The following is a 17757-nucleotide window of genomic DNA, read 5'->3' as shown; positions in this document are numbered from 1 at the left end:
GATGGCCCCGCGCGTGGTCGTCATCGAGGCCGACGGCGGGTCCCGGGGCAACCCCGGGCCGGCCGGGTACGGCGCGGTGGTCCGCGATCCGGACACCGGCGAGGTGCTGGCCGAGCGCTCCGAGGCGATCGGGACCGCCACCAACAACGTCGCCGAGTACCGCGGCCTGATCGCCGGGCTGGAGGCCGCCGTCGAGCTGGGCGCCAGCGAGGTGGAGGCCAGAATGGACTCCAAGCTGGTGGTCGAGCAGATGTGCGGCCGTTGGCAGATCAAGCATCCCGGCCTGCGCCCCCTCGCCGCACAGGCAGCCGGGCTGGTCGGCCGGTTCACCGCCGTCCGGTTCAGCTGGATCCCGCGCGAGCGCAACAAGCACGCCGACGCCCTGGCCAACGCCGCGATGGACGCGGCGGCCGGCGCCCCGGCGCGTCCCACCCGCGCTCCCGAGCCGCCGCGCGAGGTCGCGGCGCCCGACTCACCGGCCCGGGCGGCCGCCCGCGAGGCCGCAGCCCGCGCCGGCACCGCGCGCACTACCGGTACCGACCCGGCGACGGCCGCCGCCTCCTGGGAGCCGCGGCCGAGCTACACCGCCACTCGGCTGATCCTGGTCCGGCACGGCGAGACCGAGTACACCGAGCAGCGTCGCTACTCCGGCCGCGGTGACGTGCCGCTGTCCGCGCGCGGTCGGGCCCAGGTCAAAGCCACGGCCGCGCGGGTGGCCGCGTTGGCCCCGACCGTCGCGGCCGTGGTCAGCTCACCGTTGACCCGCTGCGCGCGGACCGCCGAGGCCATCGCCGCGGCGCTCGGTGGCCGCCCGGTACGCCTCGACGAGGACCTCATCGAGTGTGACTTCGGCGCATGGGAGGGGCGTACCTTCGCCGAGGTACGCGAGCGATGGGCGGGGGAGATGGACGCCTGGCTCGCCTCGACGCGGGTCGCCCCGCCGGACGGCGAGTCGTTCGCCGAGGTCGCCGCGCGCAGCCGTCGGGCGGTCGACGCGCTGCGGCAGGCGTACCGCGGGGAGACCGTCGTGGTGGTCTCCCACGTCTCGCCGATCAAGCTGATCCTGCGGGACGCGCTCGGGGCCGGCGACACCCTGCTACACCGGCTGTTTCTCGACGCCGCGGGCATCTCGGTGGTGGACCTGTGGTCCGACGGCGGCGTCGCGGTCCGCACCGTCAACGACACCGCCCACCTGACGGCGGATTGAGTCAGCCGGCGAGGAACCGCTCCGCCGCCGCGGCGAACGCCGCCGGTTCGTCGACGAAGGGGTCGTGGCTGGACCCGGCAGGGTTACCAGCCCCGCCGCTCGGCGCAGCAGACCCACCGCCCGGCGCAGCGGGCCGCTGGTGGGACGTGACGGTGATCACTTGGCCGTAGCCTCGGCCGTCACATCCCAACCACCAGCACCGGAGGTGTGCCGATGGCCGCACCCGAACCGGAGACGCGGGCCGCCGCGAAGACCCGGGCGAAGGACAAGAGTCCCTGGAACTGGCTGCTTATCGTGCCGATCGCGGTGCCGCTGATCCCGGCGTTCTTCAACTCCGCATCGCCCCGGATCTTCGGCTTCCCGCGCTTCTACTGGCTCCAGCTCGCGTACATCCTGCTCGGCGTCGCGACCACCACGCTCGTCTACCGGATGACGAAGAGGCGGGGTGACCGCTGATGTGGCGCGACCACCTCACCGAGATCAGCATCTTCACCGCGCTCTTCCTGCTGGTCAGCGCCATGGGCTTCATCGCGTCCCGGTGGCGCGCGCCGAAGGACATGGCCCACCTCGACGAGTGGGGGCTGGGCGGGCGCAACTTCGGCGGCTGGATCACCTGGTTCCTGATCGGCGGTGACCTGTACACCGCGTACACCTTCGTGGCGGTACCGGCGCTGGTGTTCGGCGCCGGTGCGATGGGCTTCTTCGCGGTGCCGTACACGGTCGTCATCTACCCGATGGTCTTCCTGGTGCTCTGTCGACTCTGGTCGGTGTCGCACCGGCACGGCTTCGTCACCCCGGCGGACTTCGTCCGCAGCCGGTTCGACTCGCCGGTCCTCGCGCTGCTCGTGGCGATCACCGGCATCGTGGCCACGATGCCGTACATCGCGCTGCAACTCGTCGGTATCGAGGCGGTGCTCAAGGCCATGGGCGTGACCGGGGAGAGCGCCCTGGCCCGGCACCTGCCCATCATCATCGCGTTCGCGATCCTGGCCGCGTACACGTACCAGTCCGGGCTGCGCGCGCCGGCGCTGATCGCCTTCGTCAAGGACACCCTGATCTACGTGGTGATCCTGGCGGCGGTACTGTACCTGCCCTACAAGCTGGGCGGCTGGGGCACCATCTTCGACGCCGCCGACGCGAAGTTCGATGCCTCTCCGAACCCCGGCGACGGGATTCTGCTCAACGCCAACAACCAGGTTCAGTACGTCACCCTGGCGTTCGGCTCGGCGCTGGCGCTCTTTCTGTACCCGCACAGCATCACCGGCGTGTTGGCCAGCCGGAACCGGGACATCATCAAGCGGAACATGTCGGCGCTGCCCGCCTACAGCGTGCTGCTCGGGCTCATCGCGCTGCTCGGCTTCATGGCGATCGCGGCCGACGTGAAGCCGCTGCCGGGGGCGACGGATGGCACGGTGGACAACAACACCATCGTGCCGGTGCTCTTCGACCAGCAATTCCCGAGCTGGTTCACCGGCGTCGCCTACGCGGCCATCGGCATCGGGGCGCTGGTGCCGGCGGCGATCATGTCGATCGCGGCAGCGAATTTGTTCACCCGCAACATCTACAAGGAGTACCTGCGGCGGGACGCCACCCCGGCCCAGGAGGCGAACGCCTCCAAGATCACCTCGTTGGTGGTGAAGATCGGCGCGGTGGCCTGCATCGTCTTCCTCGACCCACAGTTCTCCATCGACCTCCAGCTGATCGGCGGCGTGATCATCCTGCAGACGCTGCCGGCAGTCGCCCTCGGCCTCTACACCCGCTGGTTCCATCGCGCCGCGCTGATCGCCGGCTGGGCGGTCGGCATGGCCGTCGGAATGTGGATGCTCTACCAGGTGTCCAGCCCGACCCGGAAGCACTTCGGCGGCTCCGCGTTCCCGCTGGAGCGGTTCGGCCTCGACACCACGATGACCATCTACGTCGGGTTCGTGGCCGTGCTCGTCAACCTGGCGGTCGCGGCCCTGCTGACCCTATTGCTGCGGACCGCGAAGATGTCCGACGACGGCGACGGGACGAGCCCGGACGACTACTTCGCCGACGAGGGCGACCCGCGCGTCACGCCGGGCGACCGTACCGGTGCCGACGCGGCCCCGGAACCGGTCGCCTGAGGTGGTGAGGAGGGTGCCCTGGTCGCGGCCGGGCGTCGTACCAGGGTCCCCTCCAACCCCCGTGCCGGACGCGCTCCACGCCTGCCTGCCGGCCAGCCCCGAACGGGCGGACTCGCGGGCGCCGCGCGGTGACCGTGCGCGGGCCGGCCGGTCAGCGCACGGCGCGCCAGAGCAGGTACAGGCCGATGACCGCACCGAACGTGACGATCACCGCCTTGAGTACCACTGACGGCAGCCGGCGGACCAACCGGGCACCGACGTACCCCCCGACCAGCGTCGCCGGTGCGACCAGCCCGACAGCCGCCCAGTTCACCGGCCCGAACAGCGCGAACACCACCAGCGTGGTGAGCCCCACCACCGCGGAGAGCAGATTCTTGATTGCGCTGACCCGGGCCAGCGTCGCGTCCAGCACCAGCGCCAGTCCCGCGACCAGCATCACCCCGAGGGCCGCGCCGAAGTAGCCACCGTACACCGCACCGACCGCGACCATGGCCTGCACCGCGGCGCCACGTCGGTGTGGTGACAGGTCGCGCGGGTGCCCGACCAGCCGGCGCAGCGGATCCTGGAAGGCCAGCACCGCCGTGGCGCCGATTACCAGGAAGGGCACGACCAACTCGAACGTCCGCGCCGGGGTGGCCAGCAGCAGCGCCGCCCCGGCGACCGTACCGAGGACCGTGGTCGGTACCAGCGCCGCCAGCACGCGGCCGCGCGGCAGGTCCACCCGGCTGCCCACCACACTTGCCACATACCCGGGGAAGACCGCCACCGAGTTGCTCACGTTCGCCGGGACCGGTGGCAAGCCCGCCGCGATCATCGCCGGAAAGGTGATGAGTGAACCGCCGCCGGCCACCGCGTTCACCGTGCCCGCGGCGAGACCGGCGACGATGAGCAGCGCAGCGTCGGCGGGTTCCACGATTCCGCAGGCTAGTACCAACGTCGTTCAGTCGCCGCCGAGCGGTAGTGCGTTGCGACAGGCCCGGCAACGACTCGGCCCGGCACCGCTGCGGGCCTTGTTCGACCTGCTACGCGGCCCCGCGGCCACCAGCGCTGTCGCCGCGGTGCGGTGGCGGGGACTGCTACCGGTCGTCATCGACGGCACCATGATCGCCGTCGCGGACTCGCCGGCGAACCTGCGTCGCTACGTCAAACACCGGTGCAACAACGGCGGCTCCGGCTACCCCACACTGCGGCTGAGCGCCCTGTTGACGTGCGGCACCCGCTCGGTCATCGACGCCGTGTTCGACCCGAGCACCACCGGCGAGACCACCCAAGCCCACCGGCTGACCCGCAGCCTGCGCGCCGGAATGTTGCTGCTGGCCGACCGCAACTACGCCGCCGCCGACCTGATCACCGCGTTCACCGCCACCGGAGCGGACCTGCTGATCCGCTGCAAGACCAACCGGAAACTCCCGATGACCCGCCGCTGTCGAGACGGATCCTGGCTGTCGGTCATCGGCGGCCAGCCGGTAAGAGTCATCGAGGCCCGGATCAGCATCACCACCACGACCGGCAGCCACACCGGCGACTACCGACTCATCACCACCCTGCTCGACCCACGTCGCTACCCCGCCGCCGACCTCGTCGGCCTCTACCACCAGCGGTGGGAGATCGAGACCGCCTACCTGGAACTCAAGTCCACCATCCTCGGCGGCCGGGTGCTGCGCGCCCGTACCCCCGAGGGCATCGACCAAGAGATCCACGCCCTGCTGATCGTCTACCAGGTGCTGCGCACCGCCATGGTCGACGCCACCGACAGCAGGCCCGGCCTCGACCCAGACCGGGCCAGCTTCACCACCGCCCTGCACGCCGCCCGCGACCAGATCACCCAGGCCGCCGGTGTCATCGCCGACACCGTCATCGACCTCGTCGGCGCCATCGGCGAACGCGTCCTGGCCAACCTGCTGCCCGAGCGCCGCATCCGGACCAAGGCCCGCATGATCAAACGCTCGAACTCCAAGTGCCAAGCCCGAGGACCCAACGTCGACCGCCGCACCTACAAAGCCACCACCAGCATCAACGTCATCACCAACGACCCTTGACGAACCAGCCACCGCCCTAACTGAACGGCGTTGAGGCTAGTACGGCCCGCCCGCCGTCGAGTCGGGCGCCCGGTGGGCTACCGCCCGTCGTACGCTGCGGACGCGTCGTGACGATCACCGTGAGTTGAGATCGGGGCGTTCTGATCCATCGCGGGCCGTCGGCCGGATGTTGCATTGGTGGAGCGATGCCGGCAGCATCAAGTCGATCACCCGCTTGGGCCGGAATCGGGGGCGGCCCTCGCGTCGTTAGGATGAGGACGCGACGGACGAGTCGACCGGGCGGTCGCGTCGGCGGGCTGCGGCCCGCCGCCGAGGAACGTCCGGACTCCACAGGGCAGGGTGGTTGCTAACGGCAACCCGGGGTGACCCGCGGGACAGTGCCACAGAAAACAGACCGCCGGCCCCATCGGGGACGGTAAGGGTGAAACGGTGGGGTAAGAGCCCACCAGCACCCCGGGTGACCGGGGTGGCTCGGTAAACCCCACCCGGAGCAAGGCCAAGAAAGGATCGTCGCCGTGAGGGGACGATCCGCGCAGACGATCGAGGGCGGCCCGCCCGATGTCTGCGGGTAGGCCGCTGGAGCCTGTCGGTGACGGCAGGCCGAGATGGATGACCGCCGATGGCGGACACCTCCGGGTGCCCGCCGGGACAGAATCCGGCGTACAGGTCGACTCGTCCGTCGCCCACCAGCTCAGAGCCGTGATCAAGGCTCTGAGCTGGTTCTATGTCCGGGCGCCGATGGTCGTTCTTGGTCAACGTTGGCCGGCGTTTGACGCCCTGACGACGCCCTGACGCCCTGGAGACGCCCTGAGCGCCGGCTCAGTCGACTTCTCCTCGGGTCGGGCTCGCTGTGCCGATGTAGGCCGTCTGAGGGGGCCCGCGCTCGATGGTTCCGGCGTGGGGCCGGCGGCTGTGGGGAGGGGTCGGGCACGTCCTCGCGGTGGAGTTGGTGCCGCGACCCGGTGATCCGGTGGCAAGCCAGTCCCGGGGTTGGACTGGCGCGGCAGGCGGAAGCCCCGACCTCGACGGCGGCTGATGTGCCGGCTTCCGTACCGCTCGCTGGCAAGCCGGCTAGGCGAATCTGCCGGTGCCGCCCAACCGGATGTCCAGGTCTCGCAGGAGGGCGCCGAGCCGTGTGCTGGTCTCGGTGTCCATGTAGGGGATCGGCCTGCCGGCGGCCTGATGCTCGCCCAGGTCGTACAGCGCATTGCGAAGGTCCTCGGCGGTGGCGAGGTCGAGTCGCAGCTCGATCGGGTCATCCATGCTGGGGACTGTACAAATAACGGCCCTGTCTCACTTTCGGTGGTGACGGTGGGTGCTGTTATCCGAGGAGGATGCGGTGGCGGAGCAGGGTGAAGCCTGCTCGTCCGTGCATTTGACGTGCGATTCGTTTGGTCTTGGTGTTGACGCCTTCGGTGGGGCCGTTGCTGTAGGGGAGCGTGAGCGCGGCGTTCACGGCGTCGCGGTCGCGTTCCAGGCCTCGGGTGAAGGCGTGCAGATGAGGTAGATCGACCGTGCGAACCTGCAGGATCCAGTGCGAGAGCCGGTCGGTGTTTGCGGGTTGAGGCGTCAGGAGCTCGGCGAAGCGTCCGACAGCGGCGGCGAGTTGGGTCATCTCTGGGCAGGCTGCGGTGAGCCGTGCCAGTAGATCTCGGCGCTCGGGTTTGAGGTTGTCGGGTCTGGTGAGGATCATCCGGGCGAGGCGGCGTGGGGAGATGTGGCTGTGGTCGGCGTCCGCGCGGCCTTGGTTGATGTACTTGTGCAGGAGGTTGAGGCAGCCGGTGAAGCCGAGGGTCTTGATCTCGTCGAAGAGGTGCTTGACGCCGACGCTGGGGTCCTCGGCTCGACGTTTGCGTAGGTGTTGGCGGTAGGGGTCGACGAGGCTGGCACGGTATTTGGGGACGCGGAGCATCCGCTCGGGCCGGTCGGCTCGCGCGTAGCGCTTGACGGTGTTCAGGGTCAACTGCAGACGGCGGGCGCACTCCAGCAGGCCCACGCCTTGGTCGAGCAGGTCATGGACCTGGTGCCAGCGTTGCTGGGTCGTCTGCGCGCGGGGGCCGTCGTAGATGGGTGCGTCCAGGACGGGGGCCCAGCAGGTACTGTGCGCCTTCACCTCGCTGAGGGCGGCTTCACAGAGGTTGTGCCACAGGTGCCACCGGTCTGCGACCTGCACCGCGTCGGCGGAAGGTGTCAACCTTTTTGGGGCGGTCGGTTCAGGGGTTCGTTGACTGAGTCGTGGTGTCCTCGGGCTTGTTGATCCACGCGGTGGTGGGCAGGGCGGGTGGTTGCGGGATGCCGCGGACGAATCGTTCGGGGTTGCGGGTGTAGGCGGCGGTCAGGACGTCGGCGCGGACATCGCGGACCTGCCGGGCGTGGCCGTGGTGGACGTCGTGTGGGGTGTGCCAGCCGATGCCGGAGTGCCGGTGGATGGTGTTGTACCAGGTGAAGAAGGCGCGGCAGTGAGCTCGGGCGTCCTGGACGCTGCCGAAGCGGTCGGGGAAGTCGGGCCGGTACTTCAGGGTCTTGAACTGGGCCTCGGAGAACGGGTTGTCGTTGCTGCACCTGGGCCGGGAGTGGGACTTGGTCACGCCGAGGTCGGCCATCATCTGCGCGACCGTCTTGGACGCCATTGAGGTGCCGCGGTCGGCGTGGATGGTCAACTGCTCACGCGCGACGCCCTGCTTGGTGATCGCGTCGGACAGCAGCCGTTCGGCCAGGGCGGCGTCCTCGCGCTCGGCGAGCAGCCACGCGACGGTGTAACGGCTGTAGATGTCGATCACGCTGTAGAGGTGGTAGAAGTCCCGCTTGGCCGGGCCGCGCAGCTTGGTGATGTCCCACGACCACACGCGATTGGGGGCGTCGGCGATCAGTTCGGGCTTGACCTTCGGCGGGTGCACCGCGTGACGGCGGCGCTCCCTGACTTCGCCGTGGGCACGCAGGATCCGGTACATGCTCGACACCGACGCCACGTACACGCCCTCGTCGAGGAGGGTGTGGTAGACGGCCGCGGGGGCCATGTCGGCGAAGTCCGGGCTGTTGAGCAACGCCCGGACGCTGTCACGCTCGGCCGCGCTCAGGGCACGTGGCTGCGGCCTGGGTTCACGCCCCGGCCGCGGTGGCGCAGGCGTCTGGCGGTGCCGGCGGTAATGGTTGGCCTGCGGCCGGCCGGTGGCTCGGCACGCCGCCCGGATGCCGATCAGCGACGTCAGTTCGGTGATCGCAGCGTCGATCATGGTGTCGGCTCGCTCCCGCTGTGCTGGCTGTCGGTCGCGAGTTGCCCCAACAGCGCGGAGAGTTTTCCCTGCACCTCGATCACCTTGCGGGCCTTGTCCAACTCGGCGCGCAGCCGCTCGTTGTCTGCCCGCAACCGGGCTGCCTCCAGCACCGCCGGATCGGTCTTCGGCCGCCCGGCCGGCTTGGCCAGGGCCTCGCGGGCGCCGGCGTCACGCTGATGCTTCCACGCCGCGAGCAGCGACGTGTACAGGCCTTCCCGACGAAGCAGGGCGCCCTTGCCGGCCTTATCGAGGGTCTCGTACTCGGCCAGGATCCGCGCCTTGTACGCGGCGGTGTATGTCCTTGTTCGGGGCTTTGCTGGTACCTCGGGGTCGGGCACCGGGTGATGCGATGTCACGGGGGTGGATCTCCTTGCACGCCCTCACGGGTCAGAGTTTCAGCAGGTCAACCTGCCTTCCCCAAGGATGACACAGAGGGCGGGCAGGGCGCGGCGAATGGCCTCGGCGTAGGTCGCCGAGCCGTCGCGGCATACGACCTCGACGCCGGGATGTGCGCGTAACCACGCTTCGAGGGTGTCGGCGGTGCGGTCGGGTAGCACGTCGATCCGCTCATGGGTCTCGGCGTCGATCACCACGGTGGCGTAGCGGTGCCGCCGGCGTAGAGCGAAATCGTCAACGCCGATCACCCGAGGCGTCCGCTCATTGGGCAGCGGGATGCACAGCAGGGCGCGTAGGGCCGTGTGACGGGACAGGCCCATGGCGAGTATCGCCAGCAGACGCGACCCTGCCCGGCCCGCTAACTCCTTGACGACGGCTTTGACCTGCCTGTTCAAACGGGCTGTGCGGCGCTGGTATCGCTCCAGCACCCCGGGAACCTGTTCACGGAAGGTGTGGCGGCAGCCGCGCGTGGGGCACACCAGACGCCGCACCCGCACACGGACCACCACCCGGCGCCCGTCGACCGGAACGTCGGCGACCGTCCGCCAGTGATAGCCGTGCACCCGTCCGGACGAGGCCCCGCACCTCGGGCAGACCGCAGTGTCACGCGGCGTCCGGGCCCGCACCACGATCCGCTCACCCTCGTCGGTCACGTCCTCGATGACCAGCGGGGACAGCCCCGAGAACACCGTCTGTACAAGTCTGTTGACATCCTCCACATAGGAACAACGACACCCGCCACCCTCCGTCACCACCGAAAGTGAGACAGGGCCGTTAACTTGACACTCCCCCGACCGGCGGTCGCTTCGACGCGCGGGGTGGCGTGCCCACCCCGCGCCCGAACAGGTTGGAAAGACATGCGGACCACCACGGCGGGCGACGTGACAATCCTCCTGCCCGACCTCGACCCGGAAGAACTCGACCCGGTCACCGACCTGACCGACGACGACCTCCGCGACGGCCTTGTGGAGGAGGTTTCCTGGCGGGGTCGACAGATCGAGGACCAGGGCATCCGAGGCTGCCGGATCACCGCCTCGGATCTCGGCGAGATCACCTGGGAGGGCGGCGCCCTTTATGGCTGCGAGGTCGCTCGGACGGACCTGTCCGGAGCGGCCCTCACCGGCGTCAGCATCGAGCGGTGCTCCGTGACCGGCTCCCGCTTCACCGGAACCCGACTCATCGACGTCCGGCTGAAGGATGTTCTGTTCGACAACTGCCGGTTCGACTACGCCACCCTCAGCCGGGTCAGCGCCGCCGGTTCGGTGGCCTTCACCGACTGCGCCCTGGTGCACGGCACCTGGTCATCCTGCCGCTTGTCTGGAGTGGCGTTGCGATCGTGCGACCTGAGCCATCTAGAACTGGACGCCTGCCGTCTCGACGGCGCCGATCTGCGGGGCAGTCGGCTGCACGCCTTTGCGACAGCACTGGACAACCTGCAGGGCATCGCCCTCACCGAGGACCAGCTTCCCGACTTGACCCGGATGGCCGTCGACGCCCTGAGCATCGACGTCCGCGCCGACGCGGCGGGCGGCCGCAACCGTTGACGCTGGTGCTATCGGCCTCCGGGACAGTGGCCGCGACACCGAGCGGGCGGCCCTGTTCGTGGCGGGCACCGTCCATGGTTCGGCCGTCCGGCTACCTGGGCGGGAGCGCGGCACAGTTGATGGAGTTTGGCCGAGGAGGATGCGGTGGCGAAGCAGGTGAAGCCTGACCCGACGCCCGAACGGCTGCCGCCTCGACGTCAGGTGACCGGGATCCTCGGCTCCGGTGTGCTACCCCTCGCCCGCCAGCGGCACAGCCGCGATCTGCCGCCAGGCGTACGTGTGGCCATCGCGCCGCAGCTCGACCAGGCTGACCGCGTCGATCCGGACCGTGACCGGGGGGATCGACCGCACGGTCGCCACCTGCTCGATGACCGGTTTCGCGGCGGTGGGCCGATGGTTGTAGGCGATGCTGATGTGCGGGTCGAAGTTTGTGGGTTGGGCGGGCACGGCCGCGACGCCCCGCACATCCGCGGTCGCGGCGGCCGCGGCGTGCCGGAGGAGTTGAAAGGGCCGGTGTGGGCCGACGCTGAAGTGGACCGAATCTGCCGACCCGGTGAGTGGGCCGACGATGGCGGCGAACGGCGGCAGGCCCGCGTTCCGGTCGTTGGCGGCGGCGGCCACCGCGAGAGCCTGCGCGCTGGTGATCTCATCGGTGAAAGACACGCGTTGCAGGGTCATGTGCAGGCTGCTGACGGGGGCCAGATCCAGGGTACGGAGGTGCCCCAGCCGGGCCTGGCAGCGTGCGGCGAGCCGCTGGACTTCGGGGCTGTCGTCGAACCGGATGATCCAATGGTAGGAGCGCCGGCCACCGCCCCAGCCCGGCCGCTTCCAGTGGTCGACGAGCCGGTCCAGCTGTCGATATTGGTCCCAGTCCGACCGCGGGTACTCGAGTTCGCCCGAGCCGTCCCAACTGTGGTCAGGGGATGTCATCGGTGGGCTTCCCCGGACGTCTGCGCCGTGCCCCGAGCACCGCGCCGACCAGCGCGTCGGCGTCCCGGAGGTCGGGCGGCACCGGGTCGGCTCCGGTCGCGGCCAGCGACTCCACGCGGTACTCGCCCGAGGCCACGCCCACCACGGAGGCGCCGCTAAAGCGGCCGGCCTCGATATCGCGCGGGGTGTTTCCGATCAGCACCGTGGAAGCCGGCGGAAACGTGGTGCCGCACTTCGCCGTGGCTTTCGTTCGCGCGACCCGTACCAGGTCGGCACGTACCTCGGCGTCCGAGCCGGACGCGCCCACCTCGTAGTCGAGGTCACCGGTGAGGCCGAAGGCGGAGATCTTGACCTGGGCGTTGTGCCAGGTGTTGCCAGCCAGCACGGACTGGACGACGTCGCCCTGCCGGGCCAGCGCCGCGATGGCCGCGCGGGCCCCCGGCTCGGCGTGTCCACGCTCACGCATCCGCGACGCGAGCGACTCGAACACGACGGACATCATCCGTACCGCCTGCTCCACCAGCTCGGGTGTGGCCTCGATGCCGTGCTGCCGCAACATCGAGTGCAGGATCGCGGGGTCGGCCTTTCCGTCGGTGACTACCGGGTGACGCAGTGGCCGGCCGGTCAGCCGGGTGAAGGTCAGCGCGTACGCCTCCTTGCTTACCCCGCCGTTGTCGATCAGGGTGCTGTCGATGTCCCAGAGAACCAGCAGTGGGCCCGATCCACCGAGGCCATCCGGGCGGGCGAATTCCTGCCCCGCGCGGGCGGTGTGCCCGACGGGCGGCGCCCCCTCGCCCCTGAATGTCACGTGAACCGTTGTAGCACCGGTCGTTCCGGAATACGGACCGATTGGCCGCACGGGCGGGGCCGCCGGGCGTACGGGCTCTCGGCTACCTCAGTCCCGCCGACGACGAACGGACCCTCGGCTCGACTACCCTGCACCAGATCGCGGCATAGCCCGGTGTCCACACCCCGGGCAACCTCAGCCCACGGTCGGCAGGGTGTGGAAGGCGTTGGGGCTTATTGACAACCTGCCCCGGACCATCGACGTCCACCCTGCCGACCCGGCACTACCTACGGAAACACGGTTGATCCACGCTCAATAGGCGACATGCTCAGTTCAAGCCGGTCGACGCCTTGAGCAGACTGGTCTGCGCGTCATCTCCCTCGAGGGAGTAGATCATCACACCGGCCAGGCCCTTGTTCTTGATGTACTGCCGCCTGGCGGTCATCGACTTCGGAGTTTCGATGCTGAAGAACGTGCTGCCGTCGTACATCCAGGTGGTCTTCGTCCTGCTGTCCCAGAAGATCGTCTCGTCGGTCAGCTTGTTCGCCGCCTTGAGCTCCTTGTAGAAGGCGACGCCCGGAGCCTGCGACAAGGGGTATGCCGGCGGAGCGCCGGTGGCCGGCTGGTAGAGCCCGTTCTTGCCGCCGTTCTGCACCCCGGTCCACCCGCGGGCGTAGAAGGGCACGCCGAGGGTGATCTTGCCGGCCGGGAAGCCCTTGCCGAGGTACGTCGTGATGGCGTCGTCCGCGGTCAGGCCGGTCCCGTCGGCTGGGTCCTGCGCGGAACGGTACAGCGGGTCGTTGAAGTTGGTCGGTCCGCTGCCCTCCCAGGCGCCGTGCATGTCGTAGGTCATGATGTTGCCCAGATCCAGGTACGACGCGATCTGCGTCACCTCGATCTTGCTGATCTTGTTCGGGCCGGCCGGCAGCGCGGCGGTGAGTAGCTTGCCGGCCCCCAGCTGGGCGCGGAACTCGGCCAGCAGTGCGGTGAAGTTGGCCGTGTCCTGCGGACCGTGGTGATTGCCGGTGTGGCCGTCGGGACTGGCCGGGAATTCCCAGTCGATGTCGATGCCGTCGAACACGCCCGCGGCGGCGCCGGGACCACCGGCGGGATCGTCACCGAGCTTGGGTAGGTCACCCTTGATGAACATGTCGACACACGACTTGACGAACTTCTTCCGGGAGGCGTCGGTCGCGGCCGCGTCCGAGAAGAACTTCGAATACGTCCAGCCGCCGATCGAGACCAGGACCTTCAGGTTCGGGTGCTTCTGCTTGAGCTTCTTGATCTGGTTGAAGTTGCCCTTCAGCGGATCGGTCCACTGGTCGGCGACACCGTCGACGCTCTGCTCAGCGGTGAAGCCCTTCTGGTAGTCGGCCCAGGCGTCACCCGCGCCGTCGTTACCGTCCGGGTCGCTCTCGTCGCTCGAACCGGGCTTGTTCGCCGCCATGCAGGTCAGGTTCACCGGGTCGATGTTCTGGAAGGCGTAGTTGAGCTTGGTCAGCCTGCTGGCGGTACCGTTCTGGTCCAGCGTCTTCAGGTAGTAGTTGTTGGCGTAGATCGACCAGGAGTTGAAGTACGCCACCCGCTCGCTCGGCACGCCCGCCTCGGCGCCCGACTCGTCCCAGTCGAGGTCCTCGACACTGGTGTCACCGGGCAACCGCCAGGCGTCGACACCCCGGCTGGTGCTGTTGAACAGCAGGAAGTCCGAAACCCGGTCGACGTCGAGATCGGAGAAGGCACCGATGGCGCCGTTGAACGCGTCGCCGGAGCGAATGGTGCCGAGCGATTCCCAGCCGGCCGCCCCGGCCGCCGCGACCGCCTTGACCGATTCCGAGGACGCGGCGCCCCCGGTGCGGCCGAGGTTCTCCCACGCAACCACGTCGCCCGTCATGTACTGGACGACCACCACGTCGGCACGGCCGTCGCCGGTGATGTCGGTGAAGAAGAGCTGCCCGACCGGACCCTCGGCCGGGTGCGAGAATCCCTCGATCTTGTCCCAGTCGCCAGGACTCGGAAGCCCGGTCGCCTTGTTCTCCCAGGCGGTGACGAAGTTGTTCCGGTCCACGATCAGCAGGTCGTCGTCGGTGTCGCCGTCGAGGTCGGCGAACACCGGATTCCCGACATAGCCCAGGTCGTTCGCGACGATGACCGCGTTCGCCCACCGGACCTCGGTGCCGCTGGACAGGTTGCGCCAGACCCGCATGGCCGCGACACCGGTCGGCGATTCGGCCGCGGTCAGGAAGTTGACCAACTCGTCGCGGCCGTCGCGGTCGAGATCGCCGAAGAACGCCGGCTTCGGCAACTGGGCGGCGGTGGCCGGCGCGGTGTCGCCCAGCGGGAACCACACCCGCTCACCGTCCGAACCGCACCCGCCGTTCAGCCAGGTGTAGAGCCGGCCACCAGAACTGACAGCGCGATCGCCGTCACCGTCGCCGTCGAGATCCGTGAACCGGGTCTGCGTACCATCCGCGCTGCGCACGACCTGGCCCAGTGCCGTCCACTCGCCCGCCGGGCCCTCGCCGGCCGGATCACGGCAGACACCGGTGGCCGTGCTGGCGGAGTCCATCCATCGCGGAAGGTACCTCTCCAGCACGTCGAGGTACCCCTGCAACCTGTCGGCAACTCCCGGACCACCGAAGAAGATCTCGACAGTTCGAGTGAATCTGACGATTGACTGGCTGACCGACTGGAAGAGGTCGAGCGCCCCCGCCGTCGTGAGCCAGGCGACCAGAAAGGTCGCCAAGCCCGCGGCGACGGACTTCGCCATGGTGGCGCCCCACTCCTCCGCGTCGCCCAGCTTGCCATCGGCCAACTGGGTGAGCGCACCGTTCGTGAACTCCCCGACGAACCCGCCGAAACCGGCACACGCGGTGGGCGGCCCGCCCAATCTCGTGCAGCCGATACCCGCGGCGAAACCGATCATGATGGCACTCGCCGTGATCAGCGCACCCTGCCACCAGGTCGCGTCCACCTCGACCTCGGGCGCCCTGATGGTGATGGTGGCGACGGTGCCCTCGACCTTCCACTCGTGATCGAAGTCGACGAACTTCAGGTCGGGCATGACATCGTGCAGGTGGCCCTTGGTCCGGTCCCGCAACGCATCGTCGAGCCGCATTCCCGCTTTGTCGATCTCAGCGAATGCCTGGCGGAACTGGTCGGCCAGTTGCGGGTCCCCGAAGTCGTGGGTGACGACCTGGTCCCCAGCCGCCGACCGGGCCTGCGCCGGAAGCGGGTCGGTGCTCCAGAGCAGCAGGGAGACAGCTGTGATGCTCGCTATGAGACCGGTCAGCAATCGATCGAGTCGGACATGTCGGGCGTTGATGGAGTATGCGAGACGCATCCTCTGTCCTTCGAAGCCGATGGGATCCACGAGCCGGAGATGCGTCGCATGCACCTCAGCAGCTCGTGAGAGCGTTTACACGAAGTGCGACCGGACGAGGCTAGCAGAAGGGCGGCAGCCGAAATGCACTCTGTAAACATTGTTCACAACGCTGGCGGAGTTCTCGGACTGAGCCGCACCCCAGCCCTCTCCGTGCCGTCCACCTCGACGCGCTCAGGTGGCGTACCGGTCGGTCTCCGACCGGCCTCTGGAGGGATCGGCGAGGGCCTGCGCGAGGTCGGCATCACCCCCGGAACGACGGGAGAAACTGGGAACGCGATGTGGGTCGAGTGGTACGTCTGACGGCCGGCGCCGGGCCCACCCCTGGCCCACCCCCGGGACCTGTCCGGCGGCATCGCGTCTTCGCTGATCGCGCAGACCGTCCGGTTCGCGCTGGACCACGGCGATCACGTGCTGCTGGACGGCATCATGCACGGCAGCTGCTACCGCAGCATGCTGACCTCCCTGCGAGGGCCACCGAGGGCGGTCGCTGTTCTGCTACCTCGACGTGTCCCTGACCGAGACCCTGCGCCGGCATCGCACCCGCCGGCAGGCCAGTGAGTTCACCGCCGAGTACATGAGCGGCTGGTACGCCGCTCACGACGTCCTGGGCTGGCCCGGCGAACTCGTCCTACCCGAGACCACCACCCTGGACGAGGCCGTCCAGGCCATCGCGGCTGCCGCCGGGCTACCCCAGACCGGACGCGACGACGACCTAGCCGCGGGGGCATCCGCAGAGAGGAAGGGCCGCCCGGATGTCAGCCTTGGTGATCATCGGCAGGCCACGTACGCCCAGTGAGTGGATCGCCACGGCCGCGTTGTGTTTGACGATCGTGGCATTCCGGTTTGGACTGCCAGGATTGAGCATCGTCCTTCGCAGGTCGTCGACAACACCTGTTTGCAGAGGCTTGTCCGATGACCCGAGCACACGATTGAGATTGCGACCGAACTCCGCGTCATCGGTCGGCCGGATCAGGCCGTCGACGATGTCGGCACGGCGTTTGAGGCGGTCCTCCAGGCCATCCAGGTACGCCAGTGTGGCCTGCCGATCTGCCGCCAGGCGCGCCGCGTCCGTCACGTGGTCGCCCACCACACGCGGGACGTCGACACTCGCGACGATGTCCTTCGCGGCCGCGGCGATCGACGATCTGATGTCAGTGGTCTTGTCCATGAGCTGCTGGACGAGGGCCGGAACCTTGCGGCGCAACACCTCTTGGAGTTGCTTGTCACATGCGTCGGCAAGAGCGTCGATCATCGGTGCTGCCAGCGGAAACCGGCTGCCCACGAGGTCCTGCAGGCCGCTCCAACCCGGTTCGGAGGCGACCTTCTCCAGTTGCAGAAGGATCTCCTTGCCGCTGTCGTTGATGATCTCGGCATGGTTGTCCGGCGGCTTCGCCTCGGCCTGTTCTCGGGCGGCGGCAGCCTGTCCGGCGGTCAGGTCGGTCGGGATGTCGACCGGGTCGCTCCCGCGGGGAGCGTCAACGACCGATCGGTCGGGCAGGTCCCGGACCTGCTGGATGCGGCTTTCTTCTCTCGCCAAGCGCCGCGCTGCGGCCGGGTCGCTCTCCTTCAGCGGCACCACGAGCCGGTCCGCCTGTTGCCGGGTCCGCACTACCTGCGCCGGGAGCCGAATTGTCAAGGCCTGCTGGTAGTCGGGCGGCATTTCCTCCTTGATCTGCCCATACAGCTCAGACACTACCTGGGCGGCGAGATCGGCTTCGATCTTCTCGGCGGCGAACGTGTAGTCGTCGGTCCTGGCCACCGCCTGTAGCCGCAGCTGGGTGCCGAGAGCGCTCGGCACGGTGGTGAGGAAGGTGAACGAGGCCACGGTCGCCACGGTCGCGGCGACTGGTCCGACCCACCGGCCGTACGCTTTGGCAACCCAGTTGAGACCTCGTGCCAGGCCGTAGCGCATGCGCCGTAGCCGTCCAGCGGCGCTGCCTGCCGGCACCGTCCCGCGCCCCCGCCCGGCAAACAGCAGGCAGGTGAGCAGCCATACGCCGACGAGAGCCAGGAGCATCGGCCCTTCCTCCAGCGTGACCCAGGTATCGACGAAGTCGGGCTCTGGCACGAAGTTCGTGATTCCGCCTCATCT

Annotated in this window: 13 protein-coding genes, 1 other RNA gene and 3 pseudogenes; 7 read left to right on the top strand and 10 right to left on the bottom strand. The window is 69.0% G+C overall.

The genetic code is table 11. From position 1 onward, the window contains the following. The first annotated feature begins 1 nt into the window (after position 1). Entirely contained in the window at positions 2 to 1207 is a 1206-nt protein-coding gene (locus tag QTQ03_RS11435; RefSeq protein WP_289277989.1) for a bifunctional RNase H/acid phosphatase, read from the top strand. A gap of 1 nt (position 1208) precedes the next feature. Here QTQ03_RS11435 and QTQ03_RS11430 read toward each other — a convergent pair whose 3' ends face one another. Then, the gene (locus tag QTQ03_RS11430) at positions 1209 to 1367 is read right to left on the bottom strand and encodes a hypothetical protein (protein WP_289277988.1); all 159 of its coding nucleotides are present in this window, start codon (positions 1365 to 1367) and stop codon (positions 1209 to 1211) included. A gap of 53 nt (positions 1368 to 1420) precedes the next feature. On the opposite strand from QTQ03_RS11430, the gene QTQ03_RS11425 reads away from it, so the two are divergent. Both QTQ03_RS11425 and mctP read left to right on the top strand, forming a co-directional pair. Beyond that, positions 1421 to 1663, top strand: coding sequence for a DUF3311 domain-containing protein (locus tag QTQ03_RS11425; protein WP_289277987.1), 243 nt, complete (start codon positions 1421 to 1423; stop codon positions 1661 to 1663). Beyond that, positions 1663 to 3312, top strand: a complete 1650-nt coding sequence (mctP, locus tag QTQ03_RS11420) for a monocarboxylate uptake permease MctP (protein WP_289277986.1) — start codon at positions 1663 to 1665, stop codon at positions 3310 to 3312. The genes QTQ03_RS11425 and mctP overlap by 1 nt, the downstream gene beginning before the upstream one ends. A gap of 151 nt (positions 3313 to 3463) precedes the next feature. On the opposite strand, the gene QTQ03_RS11415 is transcribed toward mctP, so the two are convergent. After that, positions 3464 to 4225, bottom strand: a complete 762-nt coding sequence (locus QTQ03_RS11415; protein ID WP_289277985.1) for a sulfite exporter TauE/SafE family protein — start codon at positions 4223 to 4225, stop codon at positions 3464 to 3466. On the opposite strand from QTQ03_RS11415, the gene QTQ03_RS11410 reads away from it, so the two are divergent. Together QTQ03_RS11410 and rnpB are read left to right on the top strand one after the other, a co-directional pair. Beyond that, positions 4140 to 5351 (top strand): IS4 family transposase, encoded by a 1212-nt coding sequence (locus QTQ03_RS11410; protein ID WP_353890587.1) that lies wholly within the window; start codon positions 4140 to 4142, stop codon positions 5349 to 5351. The genes QTQ03_RS11415 and QTQ03_RS11410 overlap by 86 nt on opposite strands. A gap of 267 nt (positions 5352 to 5618) precedes the next feature. Continuing rightward, positions 5619 to 6030, top strand: an RNA gene (gene rnpB, locus QTQ03_RS11405) — RNase P RNA component class A. 392 nt (positions 6031 to 6422) lie between these two features. On the opposite strand, the gene QTQ03_RS11400 is transcribed toward rnpB, so the two are convergent. The 4 genes and pseudogenes from QTQ03_RS11400 to QTQ03_RS11385 all read right to left on the bottom strand — a co-directional run. Then, the gene (locus QTQ03_RS11400) at positions 6423 to 6614 is read right to left on the bottom strand and encodes a hypothetical protein (RefSeq protein ID WP_289277983.1); all 192 of its coding nucleotides are present in this window, start codon (positions 6612 to 6614) and stop codon (positions 6423 to 6425) included. 58 nt (positions 6615 to 6672) lie between these two features. Next, positions 6673 to 7530: pseudogene (locus tag QTQ03_RS11395) on the bottom strand (transposase); the annotation flags it as partial. Between the two features lie 34 nt (positions 7531 to 7564). Next, positions 7565 to 8982, bottom strand: a protein-coding gene (locus tag QTQ03_RS11390; RefSeq protein WP_502889743.1) for an IS3 family transposase whose coding sequence is annotated in 2 segments (ribosomal slippage) — positions 7565 to 8652 and positions 8652 to 8982 — 1419 coding nt in all. Because the reading frame shifts where the segments join, the coding sequence is not laid out codon by codon here. Between the two features lie 81 nt (positions 8983 to 9063). Next, positions 9064 to 9741 (bottom strand): annotated as a pseudogene (locus QTQ03_RS11385) (ISL3 family transposase); the annotation flags it as partial. Between the two features lie 138 nt (positions 9742 to 9879). Here QTQ03_RS11385 and QTQ03_RS11380 point away from each other — a divergent pair. After that, positions 9880 to 10566 (top strand): pentapeptide repeat-containing protein, encoded by a 687-nt coding sequence (locus QTQ03_RS11380; RefSeq protein ID WP_289277982.1) that lies wholly within the window; start codon positions 9880 to 9882, stop codon positions 10564 to 10566. A 228-nt stretch (positions 10567 to 10794) separates the two neighbouring features. Here the strand turns inward: QTQ03_RS11380 and QTQ03_RS11375 are convergent, their stop codons facing one another. The 3 genes from QTQ03_RS11375 to QTQ03_RS11365 form a co-directional block, all read right to left on the bottom strand. Beyond that, entirely contained in the window at positions 10795 to 11496 is a 702-nt protein-coding gene (locus QTQ03_RS11375) for a 2'-5' RNA ligase family protein (RefSeq protein WP_289277981.1), read from the bottom strand. Beyond that, entirely contained in the window at positions 11483 to 12208 is a 726-nt protein-coding gene (locus tag QTQ03_RS11370) for an HAD family hydrolase (RefSeq protein ID WP_289280773.1), read from the bottom strand. Before QTQ03_RS11370 ends, QTQ03_RS11375 begins: the two co-directional genes overlap by 14 nt. Positions 12209 to 12611: 403 nt before the next feature. Then, entirely contained in the window at positions 12612 to 15623 is a 3012-nt protein-coding gene (locus QTQ03_RS11365) for a glycoside hydrolase family 18 protein (RefSeq protein WP_289277980.1), read from the bottom strand. Between the two features lie 375 nt (positions 15624 to 15998). Between QTQ03_RS11365 and QTQ03_RS11360 the strand changes: the two are divergent. After that, a pseudogene (locus tag QTQ03_RS11360) lies at positions 15999 to 16380 on the top strand (P-loop NTPase family protein); the annotation flags it as partial. Here QTQ03_RS11360 and QTQ03_RS11355 read toward each other — a convergent pair. After that, positions 16378 to 17733: a hypothetical protein gene (locus QTQ03_RS11355; protein WP_289277979.1), complete on the bottom strand. Its 1356-nt coding sequence runs from the start codon at positions 17731 to 17733 to the stop codon at positions 16378 to 16380. The pseudogene QTQ03_RS11360 and the gene QTQ03_RS11355 sit on opposite strands and share 3 nt — an antisense overlap. Positions 17734 to 17757 lie beyond the last annotated feature (24 nt).

The organism is Micromonospora sp. WMMA1363 (assembly GCF_030345795.1).
Taxonomy (GTDB): Bacteria; Actinomycetota; Actinomycetes; order Mycobacteriales; family Micromonosporaceae; genus Micromonospora.
The sequence above is the reverse complement of the archived record's forward strand: the minus strand, read 5'-3'. Positions and strand labels throughout refer to the sequence as shown.

What these genes read in the sequence shown, in the direction of transcription:
- QTQ03_RS11380 (WP_289277982.1), top strand. Translation starts at nt 9,880, where the DNA reads ATGCGGACCACCACGGCGGGCGACGTGACAATCCTCCTGCCCGACCTC.
- QTQ03_RS11435 (WP_289277989.1), top strand. Translation starts at nt 2, where the DNA reads ATGGCCCCGCGCGTGGTCGTCATCGAGGCCGACGGCGGGTCCCGGGGC.
- QTQ03_RS11425 (WP_289277987.1), top strand. Translation starts at nt 1,421, where the DNA reads ATGGCCGCACCCGAACCGGAGACGCGGGCCGCCGCGAAGACCCGGGCG.
- QTQ03_RS11375 (WP_289277981.1), bottom strand. Translation starts at nt 11,496, where the DNA reads ATGACATCCCCTGACCACAGTTGGGACGGCTCGGGCGAACTCGAGTAC.
- QTQ03_RS11365 (WP_289277980.1), bottom strand. Translation starts at nt 15,623, where the DNA reads ATGCGTCTCGCATACTCCATCAACGCCCGACATGTCCGACTCGATCGA.
- QTQ03_RS11400 (WP_289277983.1), bottom strand. Translation starts at nt 6,614, where the DNA reads ATGGATGACCCGATCGAGCTGCGACTCGACCTCGCCACCGCCGAGGAC.
- QTQ03_RS11410 (WP_353890587.1), top strand. Translation starts at nt 4,140, where the DNA reads ATGAGTGAACCGCCGCCGGCCACCGCGTTCACCGTGCCCGCGGCGAGA.
- mctP (WP_289277986.1), top strand. Translation starts at nt 1,663, where the DNA reads ATGTGGCGCGACCACCTCACCGAGATCAGCATCTTCACCGCGCTCTTC.